24 protein-coding genes are annotated in these 21,288 nt (G+C 68.0%); 15 read left to right on the top strand and 9 right to left on the bottom strand.

The features are described from left to right. The first annotated feature begins 9 nt into the window (after window positions 1-9). Genes CEF10_RS01875 through CEF10_RS01865 form a run of 3 tightly spaced genes read left to right on the top strand, consistent with a single transcriptional unit; the run spans window position 10 to window position 1,090 of the window. The gene (locus CEF10_RS01875) at window positions 10-309 is read left to right on the top strand and encodes a hypothetical protein (RefSeq protein ID WP_101065648.1); all 300 of its coding nucleotides are present in this window, start codon (window positions 10-12) and stop codon (window positions 307-309) included. After that, on the top strand, window positions 306-740 hold the full coding sequence (locus CEF10_RS01870; RefSeq protein WP_101065647.1) for a hypothetical protein: 435 nt from the start codon (window positions 306-308) through the stop codon (window positions 738-740). The genes CEF10_RS01875 and CEF10_RS01870 overlap by 4 nt, the downstream gene beginning before the upstream one ends. 59 nt (window positions 741-799) lie before the next feature. Next, on the top strand, window positions 800-1,090 hold the full coding sequence (locus CEF10_RS01865) for a DUF1353 domain-containing protein (RefSeq protein ID WP_232796366.1): 291 nt from the start codon (window positions 800-802) through the stop codon (window positions 1,088-1,090). Between the two features lie 16 nt (window positions 1,091-1,106). On the opposite strand, the gene rfbA is transcribed toward CEF10_RS01865, so the two are convergent. The 8 genes from rfbA to CEF10_RS01825 all read right to left on the bottom strand — a co-directional run bounded on the left by rfbA (window position 1,107) and on the right by CEF10_RS01825 (window position 7,193). Beyond that, window positions 1,107-1,979 (bottom strand): glucose-1-phosphate thymidylyltransferase RfbA, encoded by an 873-nt coding sequence (rfbA, locus tag CEF10_RS01860; protein ID WP_101065645.1) that lies wholly within the window; start codon window positions 1,977-1,979, stop codon window positions 1,107-1,109. Further along, window positions 1,976-2,830, bottom strand: a complete 855-nt coding sequence (gene rfbD / locus CEF10_RS01855; protein ID WP_101065644.1) for a dTDP-4-dehydrorhamnose reductase — start codon at window positions 2,828-2,830, stop codon at window positions 1,976-1,978. Before rfbD ends, rfbA begins: the two co-directional genes overlap by 4 nt. Continuing rightward, window positions 2,827-3,867, bottom strand: a complete 1,041-nt coding sequence (rfbB, locus tag CEF10_RS01850) for a dTDP-glucose 4,6-dehydratase (RefSeq protein WP_101065643.1) — start codon at window positions 3,865-3,867, stop codon at window positions 2,827-2,829. Before rfbB ends, rfbD begins: the two co-directional genes overlap by 4 nt. Next, a complete protein-coding gene (gene rfbC / locus CEF10_RS01845) occupies window positions 3,864-4,421 on the bottom strand; it encodes a dTDP-4-dehydrorhamnose 3,5-epimerase (RefSeq protein WP_198586132.1) in 558 nt (185 codons plus the stop codon). Before rfbC ends, rfbB begins: the two co-directional genes overlap by 4 nt. A 111-nt stretch (window positions 4,422-4,532) precedes the next feature. After that, entirely contained in the window at window positions 4,533-5,564 is a 1,032-nt protein-coding gene (locus CEF10_RS01840) for a MaoC family dehydratase (protein WP_101065641.1), read from the bottom strand. Next, window positions 5,565-5,768, bottom strand: a complete 204-nt coding sequence (locus CEF10_RS01835) for a DUF1737 domain-containing protein (RefSeq protein WP_101065640.1) — start codon at window positions 5,766-5,768, stop codon at window positions 5,565-5,567. A gap of 5 nt (window positions 5,769-5,773) precedes the next feature. After that, a complete protein-coding gene (locus CEF10_RS01830) occupies window positions 5,774-6,325 on the bottom strand; it encodes an NnrU family protein (protein ID WP_101065639.1) in 552 nt (183 codons plus the stop codon). 4 nt (window positions 6,326-6,329) lie between these two features. After that, entirely contained in the window at window positions 6,330-7,193 is an 864-nt protein-coding gene (locus CEF10_RS01825; protein WP_101065638.1) for an HpcH/HpaI aldolase/citrate lyase family protein, read from the bottom strand. A 205-nt stretch (window positions 7,194-7,398) separates the two neighbouring features. Here CEF10_RS01825 and CEF10_RS01820 point away from each other — a divergent pair, with 205 nt between their 5' ends. Continuing rightward, entirely contained in the window at window positions 7,399-7,710 is a 312-nt protein-coding gene (locus tag CEF10_RS01820) for a hypothetical protein (RefSeq protein ID WP_101065637.1), read from the top strand. 12 nt (window positions 7,711-7,722) lie between these two features. Here CEF10_RS01820 and CEF10_RS01815 read toward each other — a convergent pair whose 3' ends face one another. Continuing rightward, the gene (locus tag CEF10_RS01815; RefSeq protein ID WP_101065636.1) at window positions 7,723-8,478 is read right to left on the bottom strand and encodes a sulfite exporter TauE/SafE family protein; all 756 of its coding nucleotides are present in this window, start codon (window positions 8,476-8,478) and stop codon (window positions 7,723-7,725) included. Between the two features lie 161 nt (window positions 8,479-8,639). Here CEF10_RS01815 and mdh point away from each other — a divergent pair, with 161 nt between their 5' ends. From mdh to lpdA, 11 genes are all read left to right on the top strand, one after another. Then, window positions 8,640-9,602 (top strand): malate dehydrogenase, encoded by a 963-nt coding sequence (gene mdh, locus CEF10_RS01810; protein WP_101065635.1) that lies wholly within the window; start codon window positions 8,640-8,642, stop codon window positions 9,600-9,602. A gap of 227 nt (window positions 9,603-9,829) precedes the next feature. Beyond that, entirely contained in the window at window positions 9,830-11,023 is a 1,194-nt protein-coding gene (gene sucC, locus CEF10_RS01805; protein ID WP_101065634.1) for an ADP-forming succinate--CoA ligase subunit beta, read from the top strand. Between the two features lie 2 nt (window positions 11,024-11,025). Next, a complete protein-coding gene (locus tag CEF10_RS01800) occupies window positions 11,026-12,255 on the top strand; it encodes a hypothetical protein (RefSeq protein WP_101065633.1) in 1,230 nt (409 codons plus the stop codon). Next, window positions 12,240-13,124, top strand: a complete 885-nt coding sequence (gene sucD, locus CEF10_RS01795; RefSeq protein WP_101065632.1) for a succinate--CoA ligase subunit alpha — start codon at window positions 12,240-12,242, stop codon at window positions 13,122-13,124. The genes CEF10_RS01800 and sucD overlap by 16 nt, the downstream gene beginning before the upstream one ends. Window positions 13,125-13,185: 61 nt before the next feature. Further along, window positions 13,186-13,911: a sulfotransferase family protein gene (locus CEF10_RS01790; RefSeq protein WP_101065631.1), complete on the top strand. Its 726-nt coding sequence runs from the start codon at window positions 13,186-13,188 to the stop codon at window positions 13,909-13,911. 61 nt (window positions 13,912-13,972) lie between these two features. Continuing rightward, entirely contained in the window at window positions 13,973-14,464 is a 492-nt protein-coding gene (locus tag CEF10_RS01785) for a DUF805 domain-containing protein (protein WP_101065630.1), read from the top strand. A 34-nt stretch (window positions 14,465-14,498) separates the two neighbouring features. Next, window positions 14,499-17,459, top strand: a complete 2,961-nt coding sequence (locus CEF10_RS01780; RefSeq protein ID WP_101065629.1) for a 2-oxoglutarate dehydrogenase E1 component — start codon at window positions 14,499-14,501, stop codon at window positions 17,457-17,459. A 3-nt stretch (window positions 17,460-17,462) separates the two neighbouring features. Then, complete coding sequence (odhB, locus tag CEF10_RS01775; protein ID WP_101065628.1) at window positions 17,463-19,004, top strand: 2-oxoglutarate dehydrogenase complex dihydrolipoyllysine-residue succinyltransferase; 1,542 nt, start codon at window positions 17,463-17,465, stop codon at window positions 19,002-19,004. A gap of 125 nt (window positions 19,005-19,129) precedes the next feature. Beyond that, window positions 19,130-19,363: a hypothetical protein gene (locus CEF10_RS01770; RefSeq protein ID WP_101065627.1), complete on the top strand. Its 234-nt coding sequence runs from the start codon at window positions 19,130-19,132 to the stop codon at window positions 19,361-19,363. Next, complete coding sequence (locus CEF10_RS01765; RefSeq protein ID WP_101065626.1) at window positions 19,360-19,770, top strand: MAPEG family protein; 411 nt, start codon at window positions 19,360-19,362, stop codon at window positions 19,768-19,770. The genes CEF10_RS01770 and CEF10_RS01765 overlap by 4 nt, the downstream gene beginning before the upstream one ends. A 107-nt stretch (window positions 19,771-19,877) precedes the next feature. Then, window positions 19,878-21,266, top strand: coding sequence for a dihydrolipoyl dehydrogenase (lpdA, locus tag CEF10_RS01760; RefSeq protein WP_101065625.1), 1,389 nt, complete (start codon window positions 19,878-19,880; stop codon window positions 21,264-21,266). The last annotated feature ends 22 nt before the right edge of the window (window positions 21,267-21,288 follow it).

Below are 21,288 nucleotides of genomic sequence, written 5' to 3'. Positions count from 1 at the left end.
AGCGCCGAAATGAAGATCATGCTTTCCCCAGTGCGCCGAGACGGCACGCTGACACTCGTGAAATCCGGCGACACGCTGACGATAAATGGCGAGGATTTCGATTTCTCCGGCGTGCCGGAGGGGGCGACCCTGCCGCGCGGCGCGGTGGCCTGCGATTCATTGTGCAGCGACGTCACGCGCGAGGATGGCGAGCTTTGCCTGACGCTGACCCTGCCGCTTGCCCCCGACGCGCCCGACGCCGGCCGCTTCCCCGCGCCGGTACACGCGGTCCACGACGGCCCGATCCCCCTGCCAGGAGGCGAGAAATGACCAACATCGACCTCACGCAAGTCATCAGCGCCGAGACGAAGGCCGCACATGCGCTCGATGCGGCACGCTCAAGCGCGCTGCTGGACATGACCGCGCAACTCGACCGGATCGCCGAGAACGTCACCGGCGTTGTCCCGATGGCCGAACGGCTGTCCTGGCCGATCAAGGCAGCCGCGGCAGAGGCCTTCCTTGCCGGCGAAGCCGATGCAACCCAGCATGAGATCCTGCAAGCCGAAGCCGCCCAGACGGGCGAGACCGTCGCAACGCTGGCCGAGCTGATCGCGCGCAACACCTCTGCCTACGCGGCCATCTCCGCCTGGCTCGCCGGACTGCGCAGGCGGTACCGCGACCGGCTCCGGAATTCCGGATCCGAGACCGAGGTGACCGCCGCGCTGGCGGATTTCGATGCGGAAATCGCGGCAGGACCCTGATGTCACGCTTCACCGAGCGGACGGGATGGTGCGTGCGTCTTTCCGGAGTGCGATACCGGGTGAAAAGACCGCTGTCCTGGGAAATCGGCGCAAAAGGGTCGGGCCTGTGGCTGACGGTGCCCGAGGGGTTCGTCTTCGACGTGTCGATCCCGCGCCTCCTGTGGTGGGCGTTCGATCCGAACGACGCGCGCTACCGGAAGGCGGGGGCGCTGCACGACTACGCCCTGTCTTTGGGCTGGAGTCGGGTGCCCGCCGCCGCCGCGTTTTCCGAATCCCTGCGCGCGCAGGGGTTGGGGCGGCTGCACCGTCTGGCGATGGTACTGGCGGTGATCGTATGGAAATGGCGTTGAAATACGGCCCGGGCGGTCACTCCACCAGGCCGCGCAGATAGGTGCCGTAGCTGTTCTTGCCAAAGGCATCGGCGCGCGCACGAACTTCCTCGGCGCTGATCCAGCCCTCGCGATAGGCGATTTCCTCGGGGCTGCCGGCCTGCAGGCCCTGGCGGTCCTCGAGGGTGCGCACGAAATTGCCGGCGTCCAGCAGCGAGCCGTGGGTGCCCGTGTCGAGCCAGGCGTAGCCGCGGCCCATGGTCTCCACCCTGAGCTGGCCGTCGGCGAGGTACATCTCGAGCAGCTCGGTGATCTCCAGCTCGCCGCGGGCCGAGGGCTCGACACGTTTCGCGCGCGCCGGCGCCGTGCCGTCAACGAAGTAGAGCCCGGTGACGGCGTAGTTCGAGGGCGGCACCTCGGGCTTCTCGACGATGCGGCGGACCCGGCCCGTGGCGTCGAAATCCACCACGCCGTAGCGCTCGGGGTCGGCCACGCGGTAGCCGAAGACCGTGGCGCCGCCCGTGTCGCCATTGGCGCGGGCCATGAGTTCCGGCAGGCCGTGGCCGAAGAAGATGTTGTCCCCCAGAACCAGCGCCGAGGGGCTGCCGGCGAGGAAGTCCTCGGCGAGGACGAAGGCCTGCGCCAGCCCGTCGGGCGAGGGCTGGGTGATGTAGGTGAGGGTGAGCCCCCACTGGCTGCCGTCGCCGAGGGTACGGATGAACTGGTCGCGATCCTCGGGCGTGGTGATCACCGCGATCTCGCGGATGCCGGCCAGCATCAGGACCGAGAGGGGATAATAGACCATGGGCTTGTCGTAGATGGGCAGCAACTGCTTGGACACGCCGATGGTGACCGGGTAGAGGCGCGTGCCGCTGCCCCCGGCGAGGATGATGCCCTTGCGGTCGGTCATGTGGCCTGTCTCCGGTGATGGTCGATGACGGCGGGCAGGGCCGCGCGCCAGTCGGGGCGCGCGAGGCCGAAGGCCGCTTCCGTGGCGCTGCAGTCCAGCCGCGAGTTGAGCGGGCGCGCCGCCGGGGTGGGCCAGTCCGCCGTGGAAATGTCGGCGACATCGCAGGCCAGCCCGGCCGCGTCGAGGATGGCGCGGGCGAAACCGGCCCAGCTGATCTCCGGCGTGCCGGCGAAATGGTAGATGCCGCTCCTGGCCGGGTCCCCGGCCAGCGCCCCGGCGATGGTGACGCAGGCGGCGGCGATGGCGTCGGCCGGGGTCGGCCCGCCGACCTGGTCGGCGACGACGGTCAGCCGCTCGCGCTCCGCCCCCAGCCGCAGCATGGTGGTGACGAAATTCTTGCCCCCCGGCGCGAAAACCCATGACGTGCGCAGGACGGCATGGGCGCCCCCGGCGGCGGCGACGGCGCGCTCGCCCGCCAGCTTGGAGCGGCCATAGGCCCCGAGCGGGGCGGTCGCATCCCCGGGCCGCCACGGCGCATCGCCCGCCCCGTCGAAGACGTAATCGGTGGAGACATGGACGAGCGGGATGCCCAGCTCGGCGCAGGCCCCGGCCATGGCGCCCGGCGCGGCTCCGTTGACGGTGGTCGCCAGCGCCTCCTCCTCCTCGGCGCGGTCAACCTCCGTCCAGGCTGCGGCGTTGATCACCGCGCGCGGGGCGTGCGCATGAATGGCCGCGGCACAGGCCGCCGGGTCGGCCAGGTCGGCCTCGGCGCGGGAAAGGCAGGTGGTGTCGTCCCGCGCGGCGAGGCACCCCGAAACCTGGCCCGTTTGCCCAAAGACCAGAAGGGTCATGCGTTCACCCCCAGCCGCTGCCCCACGCCGGCGCGGTCCTGCAGGGCGCGCCACCACGCCTCGTTGTCGAGATACCATTGTACCGTGCGTTCCAGCCCTTCCTGCAACGTCACCGAGGGGCGCCAGCCCAGCTCGTCGCGCATGCGGGCCGGGTCGATGGCGTAGCGGGCGTCGTGGCCGGGCCGGTCGGCGACGAAGGTGATCTGATCGGCGTAGGGCCGCGGCGCAGGCCGCTTCCGGTCGAGGATCGCGCAGATCATGCGCACAAGGTCGATGTTGCGCGCCTCGTTCTCGCCGCCGATGTTGTAGGTCCGCCCCGGTTCGCCGCGCGCCACCACCGTCAGCAGCGCGTCGGCGTGGTCCTCGACATAGAGCCAGTCGCGCACGTTCTCGCCCGCCCCGTAGACGGGGATCTCCCGCCCCGCCAGCGCGTTCAGGATCACCACCGGAATGAGCTTTTCGGGGAAGTGGTAGGGGCCGTAATTGTTGGAGCAGTTGGTCACCAGCACCGGCAACCCGTAGGTGTGGTGCCACGCCCGCGCGAGGTGGTCCGAGGCCGCCTTGGAGGCCGCGTAGGGGCTGCGCGGGTCGTAAGGCGTGGCTTCGGTGAACCGCCCCGTGGCGCCGAGGCTGCCATAGACCTCGTCGGTGGAGATGTGGTGAAAGCGAAAGCCGTCGGGCCGGCCCGCCGCCGTCCAGTAGGTCCGCGCCGCTTCCAGCATCTGGTAGGTGCCGGTCACGTTGGTCTCGACAAAGGTGCCGGGCCCGTCGATGGAGCGGTCGACATGGCTCTCGGCCGCGAGGTGCATCACCGCGTCCGGTTCATGCTCGGCCAGAACCGCGTCCATCGCCGCGCGGTCGCGGATATCGGCGTGGACGAAGCTGTAGAGCGGGCTGTCGGCCACCTCCGCCACGTTGTCGAGGCAGGCAGCATAGGTCAGCGCGTCGACATTGACCACCGCGTGCCCGCGCGCGATGGCCTGCCGCACCACCGCCGAGCCGATGAAGCCCGCGCCGCCGGTGACCACGAGCCTCATGCGCCCTCCCAGGTGAAGGGGCTGTCGAAGTCGGACAGCGGCGGGGCGGCGGCGTCCTTGTCCGACAGCACCGGGGCGCCGTCGAGCCCCCAGTCGATGCCGCAGCTGTCCCACCGCACCGCGCCGTCGCAGTCGGGGGCGTAATAATCGGAACACTTGTAGAGGATCTCGGTGTCCGGCGCGCGGGTGACGAAGCCGTGCAGGAACCCTTCGGGCACCAGAATCTGACGGCCGTTCTCCGGCGTCAGCTCCACGCCGACCCACTGCCCGAAGGTCGGGCTGCCGCGACGGATGTCGACGGCCACGTCGAACAGCCGCCCGCGCCCGCAGCGCACCAGCTTGGCCTGCGCGTGCGGCGGCGCCTGGAAATGCAGGCCCCGCACCGTGCCCGCCGACACCGATAGCGACCGGTTGTCCTGAACGAAGTCGATGTCCAGCCCCGCCTCGGCCATCCGGCGGCGGTTCCACGTCTCGCAGAACTCGCCCCGCGCGTCCGAGAACCGCCGCGGCGTGAGAATCACAACGCCCTCGAGCGCCGTCGTCTCCACCTGCAGAAGCGGTGGCGCGGTCTGCTGCGCCGTCGTGTCGTTCATGCGTCTTGTCCCATGCCCCGGGCAAGCAAAGCACAGCCGCCCGACGGCGGCAAGCTGCGGCGCCGGCCGCCGCTACTTGGGGACCAGCGCCCAGACATCGAGATCGAGAAGGACCTCGGGCAGATACTTGCCGTCCTCGCCCTTGAGCGCACCGGGTTTGCCACCCTTGGTTGCCGCCAGGCGCAGGCGCAGCGCGCCCACGCCGGGCGCGGGGGTCTCGGCCTTGTCGAGCACCTCGGACCACGCGCGCACCGTGTCGCCGGCGAAACAGGGGTTGGCGTGCGCGCCCCCGTTGAGCCCGGCGATCACCTGCGCGTTCGCCAGCCCGTTGAAGGACAACGCCCGCGCCAGCGAGATCACATGCCCGCCGTAGATCAGCCGGCGGCCGTCGTCGCGCAGCGTGGCATCGAAATGCACCTTGGCGGTGTTCTGCCACAGCCGCGTGGCCATCATGTGCTCGGCCTCTTCCACGGTGACGCCGTCGACGTGGTCGATCACCTCGCCCACGGCGTAGTCGCCCCAGCGGTGCGGCTCGCCCGCGAGGTCGAAATCGTAGCCGGTGAAGTCGAGGCCGTCGGGCACCACCAGATCGGCCGCCTCCAGCGCCGGCTTGAGCTCGGGGATCACCGTTTCCGGCGCCGGTGAATCCGGGTCGTTCTTGCGCACCATCGCCCAGCGGACATAGTCGATCACCAGCTCGTCGCGCTGATTGAACCCGCGCGTGCGCACCCAGACCACGCCCGACTTTCCGTTGGAGTTCTGCTTGAGCCCGATGACCTCGGATTCCGAGCGCAACGTGTCGCCGGGCCAGACAGGGCGGTGCCAGCGGCCCTCGGCATAGCCCAGGTTGGCAAGCGCGTTCAGCGAGATGTCGGGCACCGTCTTGCCGAATACCACGTGGAACGCGGCGATGTCGTCCAGCGGGCTGGCAGGCAACCTGCACGCGCGCGCGAAGGAGTCGGATGAATAAAGCGCGTGCCGCGCAGGGTAGAGCGCGTGGTACAGCGCCCGCTCGCCGCCCGACACGGTGCGCGGCACGGCGTGGCGGATCACCTCGCCCAGCGTGTAGTCCTCGAAAAAGCGGCCCGCGTTCGTCTTTGCCATTCACTGATCTCCGAGTTTCAGATCCGGGTGGTAGGTGCCCTCGACCTCCTTGACCACCGCCTGCCCGCAACGCATCACCCCGTTGGCCGCGTCGAAGGCATGGGTGGGCGGGCCGTGCAGCTCCCAGCCCTGGTTGAGCGCCTCGGTCACCTTGTGACAGAACGCCGGGGTGTCGTCGCCGCTGAGGAACCGGTAGAGCTTCATCGCCTTCACCCGAAGACCGGATAGCCCAGCCAGTAGTGCGCGCCCGAAATCGCGCCGTAGAGCGCGACGCTGGCAACGACCGCGATGATTTCCTTGCGCATGGGCGCCTCGGCGGCCGCGGGCGGCGTCCATTCTGGCTCGGACCGGTTGATGACGATCACCTCGATCACCGCCCAGGCCAGCAGCCCGCCGAACAGCACGAACGAGGGAACGTCGCCGTTCACCAGCAGGTGCGCCAGCGCCCATGCCTTCACCCCTGCCAGCATCGGGTGGCGCATCCGCCGCGCCAGCGCCGTCTTCATGCCCGCGGCCGCGAACAGGTAGACCGAAAGCAGCATCAGCAGGTTGTTGACGCCCACCGTCGCCGGGTGGCGGGCCCAGAAGAACGCGCCCTCGGCCCGCTGGTAGCCGATGACCATCAGCACCAGCCCGGCCAGGATGGCCACGGCCACGGCCCCCTTGCCCGCCTCGCCCATCCCGGCGCGCGCGGCGGGCGCGATTCTCTTGAACAGGTGGGCCAGCGCCCAGAGAAGAAGGCCGAGGACGAGATATGCCATTGCGTTACTCCGCTGCCATGTCCGCGATCGCCTCGGCCTTGGCGAGGGTCCGCCGGGCCGCGACGACGTGAAGGTTTTCGACGATCTGGCCGTCCACGACGGCCACCCCCTGCCCGGAGGCCTGTGCCTCGTCATAGGCCGCGATCTGCCGCTCCGCCAGATCGATTTCCGACTGCGTGGGCGCGAAGGCGGTGTTCGTCACCTCGATCTGGGCCGGGTGTATCAGCGTCTTGCCGTCGAAACCAAGGTCGCGGCCCTGTTCGCATTCCGCCTTCAGCCCGTCACCGTCGCGGAACCGGTTGTAGACGCCGTCGATGGCCACCACGCCGCGGGCCGCGCGGGCGGCCATGACGATCATCTGCAGCGCGGTCATCAGCGGCAGCCGGTCGGGCCGCGTGCGGCAGCCGAGGTCCTTGGTCAGGTCGTTGGTGCCGGCCACCAGCCCCGTCACCTGCCGGTGCGCGGCGATCTCGCGCGCGTTGAACACGCAGAACGGCGTCTCCATCATCACCCAGACCGGCAGGTCGGGGCCGACCATGTCTGCCAGGTGGTCCACGTCCGCGGCCGTGTTCACCTTGGGCAGCAGGATCGCGTCGGCGCCGGCATCCGCCAGCGCGCGCACGTCGTCCACCCCCCATTCGGTGGTCAGCGCATTGATCCGCACGATCTTGGCCCGTTTGCCATAGCCGCCCTCGCCCAGCGCCTGCGCCAGCGTCTGCCGAGCTTGCGCCTTGGCGTCGGGGGCGACGGCGTCCTCGAGGTCGAAGATGATCGCGTCCGTGGGCAGGCTGCGCGCCTTGTCCAGCGCCCGCGCGTTCGAGCCGGGAATGTACAGAACCGACCGATAGGGCCTCGCGCCATGGTCCATCGCCTCACCTCGCCTTCTGCAAAACGGAAATAATCTTGCGCAGCAATGCCATTTCCGGCCCGAAAAGTTCAAGCGCTTTTTCGCCGCGCCGCAGAAAACCCGCGCCGGCGGCTGCGCGGGACAGCCCGTTAACCGTTCGTTGACCAAGGCGCCCGCAATCTGTCCGCAACGGACGGCCGGGGCCTAACCGCGAAAGGGTCATATCATGAAGGCATTCCTGACCGGGCTTGCGACCGCCCTGGTTTTGGCGGCCGCGCAGGACGCCGCCGCCCAGTCCCCGCGCAGCTGCGCGCCGCGCGCCAAGGTGGTGGAGCGGCTGGCCAGCCAGTACGGCGAGACACGGCGCGCCGCCGGGCTGAGCGCGGGCAACGCGCTGGTCGAGGTCTTCGCCTCCGAGGTGTCCGGCACATGGACGATCACCGCGACCGCGCCGGGCGGGCTGACCTGCCTCGTGGCCAGCGGGCAGGCATTCGAGGCGCTGGCCGAGCTCCTGCCGGAGCCGGGCGCGGACGCCTGACCGCGCAGCCCGCTACACCAGCCCGTCCCATATCAGCTTCGCCCCGGTCACGGTCAGCAGCGTGTAGGTGATCGCGAAGAACACGCGCTCCGGCACGGCCCGGTGCGCGCGCACGCCCAGCCACGCCCCAAGCAGCGCGAAGGGCGCCAGCGCGAGGTCGAGCAGCAGGGTCTGCCGGCTGAATATCCCCAGCGCCGCGTAAGGCACGAACTTGGCGATGTTGACCAGCCAGAACAGCAGCACCGTTGTTGCCTGAAAGCGCGTCTTGTCCAGCCCGCGCGACAACAGGTAGACGGCCGCGGCCGGCCCGCCGGCATGGCTGACGAAGCTGGTGAAGCCGACCGTCACGCCGGCCAGTCCGCCACCCCACGCCGGCATCGCCCGCGCCGGCGGACGGATCGCGCCAAGCCGCAGCAACGCCTGCCAACCGACGAAGCCAAGGGTGATGGCGCCGATCAGCAGGCGGAAGACGTCCGGCTCGGCCACGCGATAGAGCCAGGCGCCGAGGCCCACGCCGGGGAGCGCACCCAGCACCAGCACGCGCGCGTCCGGCCAGCTCCACCGCCGCCAGTAGGGCCGCAGGGTGGCGACATCGATCAGCATCAGCAATGGCAACAGGATGCCCAACGCCATGCCCGGCGGGATGACGAGCGCCAGAATCGCGGCCGCCGCGAAGGCCGCGCCGGAGCCGAAACCGCCCTTCGAGATGCCCGCGAATACCACCGCCGGCACGGCGACCGCGAAAATCCATGCGTCGAAACCCGCCATTCGATCTGCCCCTAAAGCCGCGCGTTGCCATGACGTTAACCGCGCCAGCCGGGCAGGGACAGCCCCGCGCCCGCGTCTTGCCGCGGCGCAGCACCCTTGCGCGCGGCCGCGAATGGGACTACGCCGGGCGCCGGATTTTCAACCGACCGGAGACCATTCCAATGGCCAGACCCAAGATCGCGCTGATCGGCGCGGGCCAGATCGGCGGCACGCTCGCCCATCTCGCCGCGCTCAAGGAACTCGGCGACGTCGTGCTGTTCGACATCGCCGAAGGCATCCCGGAGGGCAAGGCACTCGACATCGCCGAATCCGGCCCCGCCGAAGGCTTCGATGCGCGCCTGAAGGGCACGCAGGATTATGCCGACATCGCGGGCGCGGACGTCTGCATCGTGACGGCCGGCGTGCCCCGAAAGCCGGGCATGAGCCGCGACGACCTTCTTGGCATCAACCTGAAGGTCATGAAGGCCGTTGGCGAAGGCATCCGCGACAATGCACCCGATGCCTTCGTGATCTGCATCACCAACCCGCTCGACGCCATGGTCTGGGCGCTGCGCGAGTTCTCGGGGCTGCCGCACGAGAAGGTCTGCGGCATGGCAGGCGTGCTCGACAGCGCGCGCTTCCGTCACTTCCTGAGCCTGGAATTCGACGTCTCGATGCGCGACGTGTCGGCCTTCGTCCTCGGCGGCCACGGCGACACCATGGTGCCGCTGGTGCGCTATTCCACCGTGGCCGGCATTCCGCTGCCCGATCTCGTCGAAATGGGCTGGACCACCAAGGAAAAGCTGGACGCCATCGTGCAACGCACCCGCGACGGCGGCGCCGAGATCGTCGGGCTGCTCAAGGACGGCTCGGCCTACTACGCGCCGGCCACGAGCGCCATCGAGATGGCCGAGGCCTACCTGAGGGACCAGAAGCGCCTGCTGCCCTGCGCGGCCCACGTGGAGGGGGCCTACGGCCTCGACGGGTTCTACGTGGGCGTGCCCACGGTGATCGGCGCCGGGGGCATCGAGCGGATCGTGGAGATCAAGATGAACAAGGACGAGCAGGCCATGTTCAACAAGTCGGTGGACGCCGTGAAGGGCCTGGTCGAGGCCTGCAAGGGAATCGACGACAACCTGAAGTAAGGCGCCTTGCACGCATCGCAGCGGACAGGGCCGGGGTTTCCCGGCCCTGATTCTTTGCAAACATGCCGAAATCCAGATATTTCCACATACGTGATCACACGCTTGACACCTGTGATCACAAAAAACCGAATTTCCGCCTGCAGGCGCCGAATTCGCAGAAAACAGTTTAAATCCTCGCCATGCTTGTGGGTATATCTGTCGCAGCGGAAGCAAGACGGGACAGATTCATGAATATCCACGAGTATCAGGCGAAGGCGCTGCTGCGCTCATACGGCGCGCCCGTCTCGGACGGGCGCGCCGTTTTGCGTGCCGAGGAAGCCAAGACAGCCGCCGGCGAGCTCGACGGCCCGCTGTGGGTGGTCAAGGCGCAGATCCACGCGGGCGGGCGCGGCAAGGGCACCTTCAAGGAACCCCGCGCCGGCGACGGCGGCGGCGTGCGGCTGGCCAAGTCGGTCGAGGAAGCCGCCGAGGAAGCCAAGCGCATGCTGGGCCAGACGCTCGTGACCAAGCAGACCGGCCCGGCGGGAAAGCAGGTCAACCGCGTCTACATCGAGGACGGATCCGGCATCGAGAGCGAGTTCTACCTCGCGCTGCTGGTGGACCGCGTGACCTCGCGCATTTCCTTCGTCTGCTCGACCGAGGGCGGCATGGACATCGAGGAAGTGGCCGAGACGACGCCCGAGAAGATCCTCAGCTTCTCGATCGACCCGGCAACCGGCTACCAGCCGTTCCACGGCCGGCGCATCGCCTTCATGCTCGGGCTTGAGGGCCAGCAGATCAAGCAGTGCGTCAAGCTGATGGGCATCCTGTACCGCCTGTTCCTCGAAAAGGACATGGAGATGCTCGAGATCAACCCCCTGATCCTGACGGACAAGGGCGAGTTGAAGTGCCTCGATGCGAAGATGAGCTTCGATTCCAACGCCACCTATCGCCATGCCGACATCGCCGAGCTGCGCGACGTGACCGAGGAGGACCCGAAGGAACTGGAAGCCTCAAAGTACGACCTCAACTACATCGCGCTCGACGGCGAGATCGGCTGCATGGTCAACGGCGCCGGGCTGGCGATGGCGACGATGGACATCATCAAGCTCTACGGCGCGGAACCGGCGAACTTCCTCGACGTGGGCGGCGGGGCCACCAAGGAGAAGGTGACCGAGGCGTTCAAGATCATCACCTCCGACGACAACGTCAAGGGTATCCTGGTGAACATCTTCGGGGGCATCATGCGCTGCGACGTGATCGCCGAGGGCGTGGTCGCCGCGGTCAAGGAGGTCGGCCTGACCGTCCCGCTGGTGGTGCGGCTGGAAGGCACCAACGTCGAGAAGGGCAAGGAGATCCTCAACAACTCCGACGTGGACGTGATTGCCGCCGACGACCTCAAGGACGGCGCCCAGAAGATCGTGAAGGCGGTGAAGGGCTGACCATGACCGCCGCACCACGGCATTTCGTGCTCCACATGGGCCCGTCCAAGACGGGCACCAGCGCTTTCCAGTCGTGGCTAACGGACATGGCGCCCGCGCTTTCAGAGCGCGGAATCCTGTTCGAGACCGAAGCGACCGGAGCTACGGGCAACGGTGGTCGTGTCGCCGAAGGACTGGCCGGCGTGCCAAGGCCCGGCATGGAGATAAAAGTCGAAAAGCGTCTCGCGACTTTCCGCCAAGCTATCACAGCATTCGAGGGCGACGCCGTCCTGCAATCCGCCGAACGGTGGTTCGGCATCCTTGAGAGGTCCGAGCGCGCTTACGACCCGACCCACACTCGGGCCCGCGCGCGCCACGCCGTTCACATCTTGCGGGCGTTGGGCGCGGAGCGAATTACCGCCGTGATCGTGCTGCGCAACGCGGGCGACCGGGCCGTTTCCGCAGCGGCACAGCGGCTCAGGACGCTCAAGCCCGACACAAGGCTTGCGTTCATGCCGAGGTCTGTCGACAAGTTCGTTGTGCCCTATCACCGAGTCTTCGCCGACCTGCGCGCCGAGGGCATGGAGGTGGCCCCGCTGCTCTATGATCCGCCCGGCACCACCGATCCCCTGCCCCTGAGGGTCATGCGCACAGCCGGGTTGGGGGATCGGCTGGACGGCCTGCCGGTAGAAGCCGACAGCGTCAACCGCTCGATGGGCGTGGTCGGGTGCCATGCCGGAGACCAGATCACGGACTGGATCGGCCAGCTCCCCCGGGATCAGGGCCAGAAAGTTCGGAACAGCCTGAAGAAGGTCCTGCGGACCGCGTTCGATGCCTCCCCGATCGCTGACCGCGACGTGCCTTTCAACGGTGTCGGACCGGATCGGATCGCGGACCTGCAGGAGCGCCAGGCACCGTTCAATGCACGCCTGGGCGACGAACTGACCACTGCCGAGATCGAGCGGCTGAACCGCACGAAATGGGCGGACCGCCCGCTCTCTCCACTGCGGCTCGGGGATCTGACGGCAGAGCAGCGCAACGACGTTGCCGATCTCCTGCGGCGGGTTGCCGAAGAGATTCGCATCGCCCCCAAACTAATGCGCCTGGTAGACGGCGCCGAGGCGGAACTGATCGAGCGCGGGGAGCGCATCGCGCGTGGATGCCACCCGGCCCCTCAGCCAGACAGCCAGCGCCCGAATGAAACCGATTCCAAGCAAGAAATGAAGGAGCCTTACGAATGGCAATCCTCGTAGACGAGAACACCAAGGTGATCTGCCAGGGCCTCACCGGCAGCCAGGGCACCTTCCATACCGAACAGGCCGTGGCCTACGGCACGACCATGGTCGGCGGGGTCACGCCGGGCAAGGGCGGGCAGTCGCACCTCGACCTGCCGATCTTCAACTCGGTGCACGAGGCGAAGGCCGAGACCGGCGCCAACGCCAGCGCCATCTACGTGCCCCCGCCGTTCGCCGCCGATTCCATCCTCGAGGCGATCGACGCCGGGATGGAGCTGATCGTGTGCATCACCGAGGGCATTCCGGTTCTGGACATGATGCGCGTCAAGCGCGCGCTCGAGGGTTCGACCTCCACGCTGGTGGGGCCCAACTGCCCCGGCGTCATCACCCCCGACGCCTGCAAGATCGGCATCATGCCCGGCCACATCCACAAGCGGGGCACCTGCGGCGTGGTCAGCCGCTCGGGCACGCTGACCTACGAGGCGGTCAAGCAGACCACCGACGTCGGGCTGGGCCAGTCGAGCTGCATCGGCATCGGCGGCGACCCGATCAAGGGGATGGAACACATCGACGTGCTGGAGAAGTTCCTGGCCGACGACGAGACCGAAAGCATCATCATGATCGGCGAGATCGGCGGCTCGGCCGAGGAGGACGCGGCGCAGTTCCTCAAGGACGAGGCCAAGCGCGGCCGCAAGAAGCCGGTCGCGGGTTTCATCGCCGGGCGCACCGCGCCGCCGGGGCGCCGCATGGGCCACGCCGGCGCCATCGTCGCCGGCGGCAAGGGCGGCGCCGATGACAAGATCGAGGCGATGCGCAGCGCGGACATCGTGGTTTCCGACAGCCCCGCCGGCCTTGGCGAGGCAGTTCTTGAAGCCATCGGAAAGTGAACCGGCGCCTTTCGCCGGCCCCGCCCGCGGGGCCGGCGACACGCGAACAACGGCGGACGACATGACCCTGGTCAGCTACGATCACGGCTTCATCTTCCTGAAGACCCGCAAGACGGCGGGCACATCCGTCGAGATGTTCCTGCAGCCTTTCTGCACCCCGCCCGGACATCCGGTGGAGGAATGGGGCGAGGCGATCGTCACGCGCCACGGGATCGTGGGACAGCGCCTGGGCGTCAAGGGACGCCGCGTGCCGCCGCCCGACCCGGACCTGCGCGACACGTGGTTTTCGCACCAGGCGGCGGCGCGCGTGAAAAAACAGCTGCCGTGGCACGTCTGGTTGCGCTACGAGAAGATATCGGTGGTTCGCAACCCGTTCCGCAAGGTGCTTTCGGGGTATTTCTGGCAGCACCGCAACAAGCCGCGGCCGGACGACATCGGCACCGAGATCGCACGTTTCCGTCGGTTCGCGCGCGAGCGGCGGTTCAACAACGACCGCGGCGTCGTCTTCATCAAGGACAGGTTCGTGCCGAACACGCTGATCCGCGCCGAACATCTGCAAGACGACCTTGAAGCGCTCGCGCGCCGGCTTCGGCTCGACACGAGCCGGACACGCCTTCCCGTGACCAAGTCGAGCGGCGACCATCCCCGCCGGGTGCCGCTCGAGGACTGGTACGACGGGCCCAGCCGGGATGCCGTGCGCGAGGAACTGGCATGGATGTTCGAAAAAGGCGGGTACCGTGACGATCCGGCCCGAACGATGCCGGACAACATGGGTGTGCCCGCGTGACGGGCCGGCGGTGTATCATGAGGCGGCGCAGGGGCCGCCGCGCGTAGAGGGAGGAGACGACATGGATTTCCAGACGAGCGTCAAGACGTGCCTGACGGAGAAATACGCCAGCTTCAAGGGCCGCGCGTCGCGCCCGGAGTACTGGTGGTTCATCCTGGCCTACGTGATCGGGGCGGTGGTGGTCTCGCTGCTGGGGATCGGGCTGCTCTACATCCTCTACGTGCTGGCGATGATCGTGCCGGTCACCGCCGCGGGCTACCGCCGGCTGCAGGACACCGGCCGGCCGGGCTGGTACATCTTCATTCCCGTGGGCCTGGCGGTGCTCAACACCGTCGTCATGGGTGCGACGGGGCCCGGGCCGATGGGCCCGGGCGGCATGGGCGGCGGCATGCAGGGCGGCATGGGCGGCGGCATGCAGGGCGGCATGGGCGGCTTCGGCCTGATGGGTCTGCTGGGCCTCGTGCAGATCGTCGTCACGATCCTCTTCATCTACTGGCTGGTCCAGCCGTCGCAGCCCGAGACCAACGAATACGGCCCGCCCCCGCAGGGCTGAGCCGAGTCCTGCCGCTCACTCCGGGAGAAAAGACATGACCGAGCAATCCCCCAACGACCAGTTCCACGCCTCCTCGTTCATGCAGGGGGCCAACGCGCAGTATCTGGAACAGCTCTACGCGCGCTACGCCAACGACCCCAAGGCGGTGGACGAGGCCTGGGCCGACTTCTTCCGCCAGCTCGGCGACGGCGAGATGGACGTGAAGAAGGAAGCCGCCGGCCCGTCGTGGGCCCGCCCCGACTGGCCGCCGACCCCGGAAGACGACCTGACCGGTGCGCTCACGGGCGAATACCCCGCGCAGGCAGAGGCCGAGGAAGCCGGCCGCAAGATCCGCGAGAAGGCCTCGGAGAAGGGGGTGGAACTCACCGAGGAGTCGGTCAAGCGCGCGGTGCTCGACTCCGTCCGCGCGTTGATGCTCATTCGTGCCTACCGGATCCGGGGCCACCTGATCGCGAATCTCGATCCCCTTGGCCTGCGCGACCACGGCCACCGGCCCGAGCTCGACCCCAAGTCCTACGGCTTCACCGACGCGGACATGGACCGCCCCATTTTCATCGACAACGTGCTGGGGCTTCAGCTCGCCTCGATCCGCGAGATCCTGGAAATCGTCAAGCGGACCTACTGCGGCACCTTCGCGCTGCAGTACATGCACATCTCCGACCCCGAGCAATCCACCTGGCTGAAGGAACGGATCGAGGGCTACGACAAGGAGATCAAGTTCACCCGGGAGGGCCGCAAGGCGATCCTCAACAAGCTGGTCGAGGCGGAAGGCTTCGAGAAATACCTGCACGTCAAGTACATGGGCACCAAGCGCTTCGGGCTGGACGGCGGCGAAAGCCTGATCCCGGCGATGGAACAGATCATCAAGCGCGGTGGCAACCTCGGGCTCAAGGAGGTCGTGATCGGCATGCCGCACCGTGGCCGCCTGAGCGTGCTGGCCAACGTGATGGGCAAGCCCTACCGCGCGATCTTCCACGAGTTCCAGGGCGGCAGCTTCAAGCCCGAGGACGTGGACGGCTCGGGCGACGTGAAATACCATCTGGGCGCCTCGTCGGACCGAGAGTTCGACGGAAACTCCGTCCACCTGTCGCTGACGGCCAACCCCAGCCACCTGGAAGCGGTGAACCCGGTGGTGATCGGCAAGGTCCGCGCCAAGCAGGACCAGTGGAAGGACCATGACCGCACCAAGGTCCTGTCGGTGCTGCTGCACGGCGATGCGGCCTTCGCCGGCCAGGGCGTGGTGGCCGAGTGCTTCGGCCTTTCGGGCCTGAAGGGGCACCGCACGGGCGGAACGATCCACATCGTGGTCAACAACCAGATCGGCTTCACCACCGCGCCGCACTTCTCGCGCTCCTCGCCCTACCCCACCGACATCGCGCTGATGGTCGAGGCGCCGATCTTCCACGTCAACGGCGACGACCCCGAGGCGGTGGTGCACGCCGCCAAGGTGGCCACCGAGTTCCGGCAGAAGTTCCACAAGGACGTGGTGATCGACATGTTCTGCTATCGTCGGTTCGGCCACAACGAGGGGGATGAACCGATGTTCACCAATCCCCTGATGTACAAGAAGATCAAGCAGCAGAAGACGACGCTGTCGCTCTATACCGAGCGCCTGGTCAAGGACGGCCTGCTTCCCGAGGGCGAGATCGAGGACATGAAGGCCAAGTTCCAGTCCTTCCTCGCCGACGAATTCGAGGCGGGCAAGGACTACAAGCCCAACAAGGCCGACTGGCTGGACGGCAAGTGGTCGCATCTCGACCGCAAGGACGAGGACTACCAGCGCGGCCAGACGGCCATCAAGCCCGAGACGCTTCAGGAGATCGGCAAGGCGATCACCACGGCGCCCGAGGGCTTCGCCCTGCACAAGACGGTGGGCCGGCTTCTCGAGGCGAAGGCGAAGATGTTCGAGAGCGGAGAGGGCTTCGACTGGGCCACGGCCGAGGCGCTCGCCTTCGGCTCGCTGCAGCTCGAGGGCTACCCGGTCCGCCTGTCCGGCCAGGACAGCACGCGCGGCACGTTCAGCCAACGGCACTCGGCCCTGATCAACCAGGAAACCGAGGAGCGCTACTTCCCCCTCAATCACATCCGCGAGGGCCAGTCGCGCTACGAGGTGATCGACTCCATGCTCAGCGAATACGCCGTGCTCGGGTTCGAATATGGCTACAGCCTCGCCGAACCCAACGCGCTGACGCTGTGGGAAGCCCAGTTCGGCGATTTCGCCAACGGCGCGCAGATCATGTTCGACCAGTTCGTCAGCTCGGGCGAGTCCAAGTGGCTGCGCATGTCGGGACTGGTCTGCCTGCTGCCGCACGGCTACGAGGGCCAGGGGCCGGAGCACTCGAGCGCGCGGCTCGAACGGTTCCTGACGATGTGCGGCGGCGACAACTGGATCGTCGCCAACTGCACCACGCCGGCCAACTACTTCCACATCCTGCGCCGGCAGCTGCACCGGACATTCCGCAAGCCGCTGATCCTGATGACCCCGAAGTCGCTGCTGCGCCACAAGATGGCGGTCAGCCGCGCCGAGGAGTTCACCACCGGCTCGAGCTTCCACAGGGTGCTGTGGGACGATGCGCAGCAGGGCGTTTCCGACCTGGAGCTCAAGCCCGACGACGAGATCCGCCGCGTGGTCATCTGTTCCGGCAAGGTCTACTACGACCTGCTCGAGGAACGCGACAACCGCGGGCTCGACGACGTCTACCTGATGCGGATCGAGCAGTATTACCCGTTCCCGGCCATGTCGATGGTCAAGGAAATGGAGCGCTTCAAGCAGGCCGAGGTGGTCTGGTGCCAGGAGGAACCCAAGAACCAGGGTGCCTGGACCTTCGTCGAGCCGAACCTTGAATGGGTGCTCACCCGCATCAAGGCCCGCCATACGCGGCCGCGCTACGTCGGACGCCCCGCGGCCGCCTCGCCCGCCACGGGCCTGGCCGCGCAGCACAAGGAACAACAAGCAGCGCTGGTGAATGCCGCGCTGACGATCGAGGGGAAATAACAGATGACGACAGAAGTCCGCGTGCCCACGCTGGGCGAATCCGTGACCGAGGCCACGGTCGCGACCTGGTTCAAGCAACCCGGCGATTCCGTCGCCGCCGACGAGATGCTGTGCGAGCTGGAAACCGACAAGGTCACGGTCGAGGTGCCAAGCCCCGCCGCCGGCACCATGGGAGAGATCGTCGCCGGCGAAGGCGAGACCGTCGGAGTCGACGCCCTGCTTGCCACCATCACCGAGGGCGAGGGCGCCGCCGCGGCCCCGGGCGGGTCGCAAAAGGACGAGGCCCCGGCGCAACCGGCCGGCAGCACCGGCGACGGCAGCGACGGCAGCGTCGACGTCACCGTGCCCACGCTGGGCGAGTCGGTGACCGAGGCGACGGTTTCCACCTGGTTCAAGGCGGTGGGCGACAGCGTCAGCCAGGACGAGATGCTGTGCGAGCTGGAAACCGACAAGGTCTCGGTCGAGGTGCCGAGCCCCGCCGCCGGCGTCCTGACCGAGATCCTGGCCGAGGAAGGCACCACGGTGCAGCCGGACGCGAAGATCGCCGTGCTCTCGGGGTCGGCCGACGGCACCATCACTCCGGCCGAACGCCCCGAACCCGCGGCCGCCGAACCCGGCGGAGCCGCGAAGGCGGCGGATGTCGAGGATGCGCCCTCGGCCAGGAAGGCAATGGCCGAGAAGGGGCTGAGCGCCGACGACGTGCAAGGCACCGGCCGGGACGGCCGGGTGATGAAGGAGGACGTGGCCAAGGCCGGCAAGGGCGGAGGTGCCCAGCCTTCGTCGGCGCAGGCCCCGGCACCCGAGCCCGCCTCCACGCCGCGCGCGCCCGTCCCGGCCGAGGACGAGGGCCGCGAGGAACGGGTCAAGATGACCCGCCTGCGCCGCACCATCGCCAAGCGGCTCAAGGACGCCCAGAACACCGCCGCGATGCTGACCACCTACAACGAGGTGGACATGACCGCGGTCATGGACCTGCGCAACGCCTACAAGGGCGAGTTCGAGAAGAAGCACGGGGTCAAGCTGGGCTTCATGTCGTTCTTCACCAAGGCGTGCTGCCACGCCCTCAGGGAGGTGCCCGAGGTCAACGCCGAGATCGACGGCGACGACATCGTCTACAAGAACTTCGCGCACGTCGGCATCGCCACCGGCACGCCGCAGGGCCTCGTGGTGCCGGTGATCCGCGACGCGGATTCGATGTCCTTCGCCGCCATCGAGAAGGCCATCGCCGAGAAGGGCCAGCGCGCCCGCGACGGCAAGCTTTCCATGGCCGAGATGCAGGGCGGCACCTTCACGATCTCCAACGGCGGGGTCTACGGCTCGCTGATGAGCTCGCCGATCCTGAACCCGCCGCAGTCGGGGATCCTGGGCATGCACAAGATCCAGCAGCGCCCGATGGTGGTGGACGGCGAGATCAAGGCACGCCCGATGATGTACCTGGCGCTGAGCTACGACCACCGCATCGTGGACGGAAAGGGCGCCGTGACCTTCCTCGTGCGCGTCAAGGAGGCGCTTGAGGACCCGCGGCGACTGCTGATGGATCTGTGATCGGTGGGGTGGACCCCCACCCTACACCCACGGCAGGGCGCCCCCCGCCGCCAACTGGAAAGACGCAGCACTCGGGGCGGGGGCACCCCGCCCCCCGCCCGCATCCCATCGCACCGGATATCCCCATGACCACCCAACTCCTCCTCCGCTACGACCATTTCGACCGCGACGCGTTCGACGCCGAGGCGGAGGACCGCGCGGCCGCCGGCCTGACCCAGCTCCAGCTCTGGCGCGAGGGCAACGGCGCGCACTGGGCGCTGTTCGACGTGAACGACACCGACCGCGCCAGGGCCTGGGTGGAAAAGGAACGCGACCTCGGCCGCGGGCCGTCGGCCCATCACCTGCTGGAGACGCTATGACGCCGGAACTCACGGTTCTTGCCCTCGCCGCGCTGCTGCAGGTGGTGCAGTACGTCCTGCTGTCGGTGCCGGCGAACCTCGAACTCGGGCCGGGCAAGACGCTGTCGCCCCGCGACCCCGAGCGGCTGGGCAGGCCGTTGACCGAACAGGTCTCGGTGCGCACCGGGCGGCTCTACCGCGCGCTGAACAACCACTTCGAGGCGCTGGTCCTGTTCACCATCGCCTGCGTGGTGGTCACGCTGTCGGGGCAGTCCACCGGGTTCACCGCGGGCTGCGCCTGGACCTACCTGGGCGCGCGGGTGCTCTATGTGCCGGCCTATGCCTTCGGCTGGGTGCCGTGGCGCTCGGTCATCTGGGCCGTGGGGTTCCTGGCCACCGTCCTGATGCTGGGCGTCGCGGTGACGTGATGCCCGCGCCCGAGATATCCGATTTGGCCAAACCGGCCATCGACCGACGCCGCACCGACGTTATACTGGCCGGGCGCCGACGCCGGCACTGAGTTAAGGAGACCGAAATGGCAAGTTACGACGTGATCGTCATCGGCTCGGGCCCCGGGGGCTACGTGGCCGCCATCCGCTGCGCCCAGCTGGGGCTCAAGACCGCCTGCGCCGAGGGGCGCGAGACGCTGGGCGGCACCTGCCTGAACGTGGGCTGCATCCCCTCCAAGGCGCTGCTGCACGCCTCGCACCAGCTGCACGAGGCCGAGCACAACTTTGCCAAGATGGGCCTGAAGGGCAAGAGCCCGTCGGTCGACTGGACCCAGATGCTGGCCTACAAGGACGACACGATCGGCCAGAACACCAAGGGCATCGAGTTCCTGTTCAAGAAGAACAAGATCGACTGGCTCAAGGGCTGGGGAACGATCCCCGAGGCCGGAAAGGTCAAGGTCGGCGAGGAAACCCACGAGGCGCGCAACATCATCATCGCAAGCGGGTCCGAGGCCAGCAGCCTGCCCGGCGTCGAGATCGACGAGAAGACCGTCGTGACCTCCACCGGCGCGCTGGAATTGCCCAAGATCCCCAAGAAGATGGTCGTGATCGGCGCGGGCGTGATCGGCCTGGAACTGGGCAGCGTCTATTCCCGCCTCGGCAGCCAGGTGACGGTGGTGGAATTCCTCGACCACGTCACGCCGGGCATGGACGGGGAGGTGCAGAAGAACTTCCAGAAACTCCTGAAGAAACAGGGCCTGGACTTCGTGATGGGGGCCGCCGTCCAGTCGGTGGACAAGCTCAAGACCAAGGCCAAGGTCAACTATACCCTGCGCAAGGACGACAGCGAACACCAGCTCGACGCCGACGTCGTGCTGGTGGCCACCGGCCGCAAGCCCTATACCGACGGGCTGGGGCTCGAGGCACTCGGCGTGGAGACGACGGACCGCGGCCAGATCAAGACGGACGCCCACTGGCAGACCAACGTCGAGGGCATCTACGCCATCGGCGACGCGATCGAAGGGCCGATGCTCGCGCACAAGGCCGAAGACGAGGGCATGGCCGCGGCAGAGGTCATCGCGGGCAAGGCGGGCCACGTCAACTACGGCGTCATCCCCAGCGTCATCTACACCCACCCCGAAGTGGCCGCCGTCGGCGAGACCGAGGAGTCGCTGAAGGAGCAGGGGCGCGCCTACAAGGTGGGCAAGTTCATGTTCATGGGCAACGGTCGGGCCAAGGCGAACTTCGCCTCGGACGGTTTCGTCAAGATCCTCGCCGACAAGGAAACCGACCGGATCCTGGGGGCGCACATCATCGGCCCGATGGCCGGCGATCTCGTCCACGAGATCTGCGTGGCGATGGAATTCGGGGCTGCGGCCGAGGACGTGGCGTTGACCTGCCACGCGCATCCGACCTATTCCGAAGCGGTGCGCGAAGCCGCGCTTGCCTGCGGTGACGGGCCGATCCACGCCTGAAGCCTCCGATGTCGTCCCCCCG

The organism is Roseovarius salinarum (assembly GCF_002834145.1).
GTDB classification, from domain to species: Bacteria; Pseudomonadota; Alphaproteobacteria; order Rhodobacterales; family Rhodobacteraceae; genus Roseovarius; species Roseovarius salinarum.
This window is presented reverse-complemented; position numbering and strand designations above follow the sequence as displayed.

Coding starts and splice junctions, on each gene's coding strand:
- CEF10_RS01800 (WP_101065633.1), top strand. CDS start 11,026: ATGACCGCCGCACCACGGCATTTCGTGCTCCACATGGGCCCGTCCAAG.
- odhB (WP_101065628.1), top strand. CDS start 17,463: ATGACGACAGAAGTCCGCGTGCCCACGCTGGGCGAATCCGTGACCGAG.
- rfbA (WP_101065645.1), bottom strand. CDS start 1,979: ATGACCGACCGCAAGGGCATCATCCTCGCCGGGGGCAGCGGCACGCGC.
- sucC (WP_101065634.1), top strand. CDS start 9,830: ATGAATATCCACGAGTATCAGGCGAAGGCGCTGCTGCGCTCATACGGC.
- rfbB (WP_101065643.1), bottom strand. CDS start 3,867: ATGAGGCTCGTGGTCACCGGCGGCGCGGGCTTCATCGGCTCGGCGGTG.
- CEF10_RS01875 (WP_101065648.1), top strand. CDS start 10: ATGAAGATCATGCTTTCCCCAGTGCGCCGAGACGGCACGCTGACACTC.
- CEF10_RS01780 (WP_101065629.1), top strand. CDS start 14,499: ATGACCGAGCAATCCCCCAACGACCAGTTCCACGCCTCCTCGTTCATG.
- rfbD (WP_101065644.1), bottom strand. CDS start 2,830: ATGACCCTTCTGGTCTTTGGGCAAACGGGCCAGGTTTCGGGGTGCCTC.
- CEF10_RS01825 (WP_101065638.1), bottom strand. CDS start 7,193: ATGGACCATGGCGCGAGGCCCTATCGGTCGGTTCTGTACATTCCCGGC.
- CEF10_RS01790 (WP_101065631.1), top strand. CDS start 13,186: ATGACCCTGGTCAGCTACGATCACGGCTTCATCTTCCTGAAGACCCGC.
- CEF10_RS01785 (WP_101065630.1), top strand. CDS start 13,973: ATGGATTTCCAGACGAGCGTCAAGACGTGCCTGACGGAGAAATACGCC.
- CEF10_RS01840 (WP_101065641.1), bottom strand. CDS start 5,564: ATGGCAAAGACGAACGCGGGCCGCTTTTTCGAGGACTACACGCTGGGC.
- lpdA (WP_101065625.1), top strand. CDS start 19,878: ATGGCAAGTTACGACGTGATCGTCATCGGCTCGGGCCCCGGGGGCTAC.
- CEF10_RS01870 (WP_101065647.1), top strand. CDS start 306: ATGACCAACATCGACCTCACGCAAGTCATCAGCGCCGAGACGAAGGCC.
- CEF10_RS01770 (WP_101065627.1), top strand. CDS start 19,130: ATGACCACCCAACTCCTCCTCCGCTACGACCATTTCGACCGCGACGCG.
- CEF10_RS01820 (WP_101065637.1), top strand. CDS start 7,399: ATGAAGGCATTCCTGACCGGGCTTGCGACCGCCCTGGTTTTGGCGGCC.
- mdh (WP_101065635.1), top strand. CDS start 8,640: ATGGCCAGACCCAAGATCGCGCTGATCGGCGCGGGCCAGATCGGCGGC.
- CEF10_RS01830 (WP_101065639.1), bottom strand. CDS start 6,325: ATGGCATATCTCGTCCTCGGCCTTCTTCTCTGGGCGCTGGCCCACCTG.
- sucD (WP_101065632.1), top strand. CDS start 12,240: ATGGCAATCCTCGTAGACGAGAACACCAAGGTGATCTGCCAGGGCCTC.
- CEF10_RS01765 (WP_101065626.1), top strand. CDS start 19,360: ATGACGCCGGAACTCACGGTTCTTGCCCTCGCCGCGCTGCTGCAGGTG.
- CEF10_RS01815 (WP_101065636.1), bottom strand. CDS start 8,478: ATGGCGGGTTTCGACGCATGGATTTTCGCGGTCGCCGTGCCGGCGGTG.
- CEF10_RS01835 (WP_101065640.1), bottom strand. CDS start 5,768: ATGAAGCTCTACCGGTTCCTCAGCGGCGACGACACCCCGGCGTTCTGT.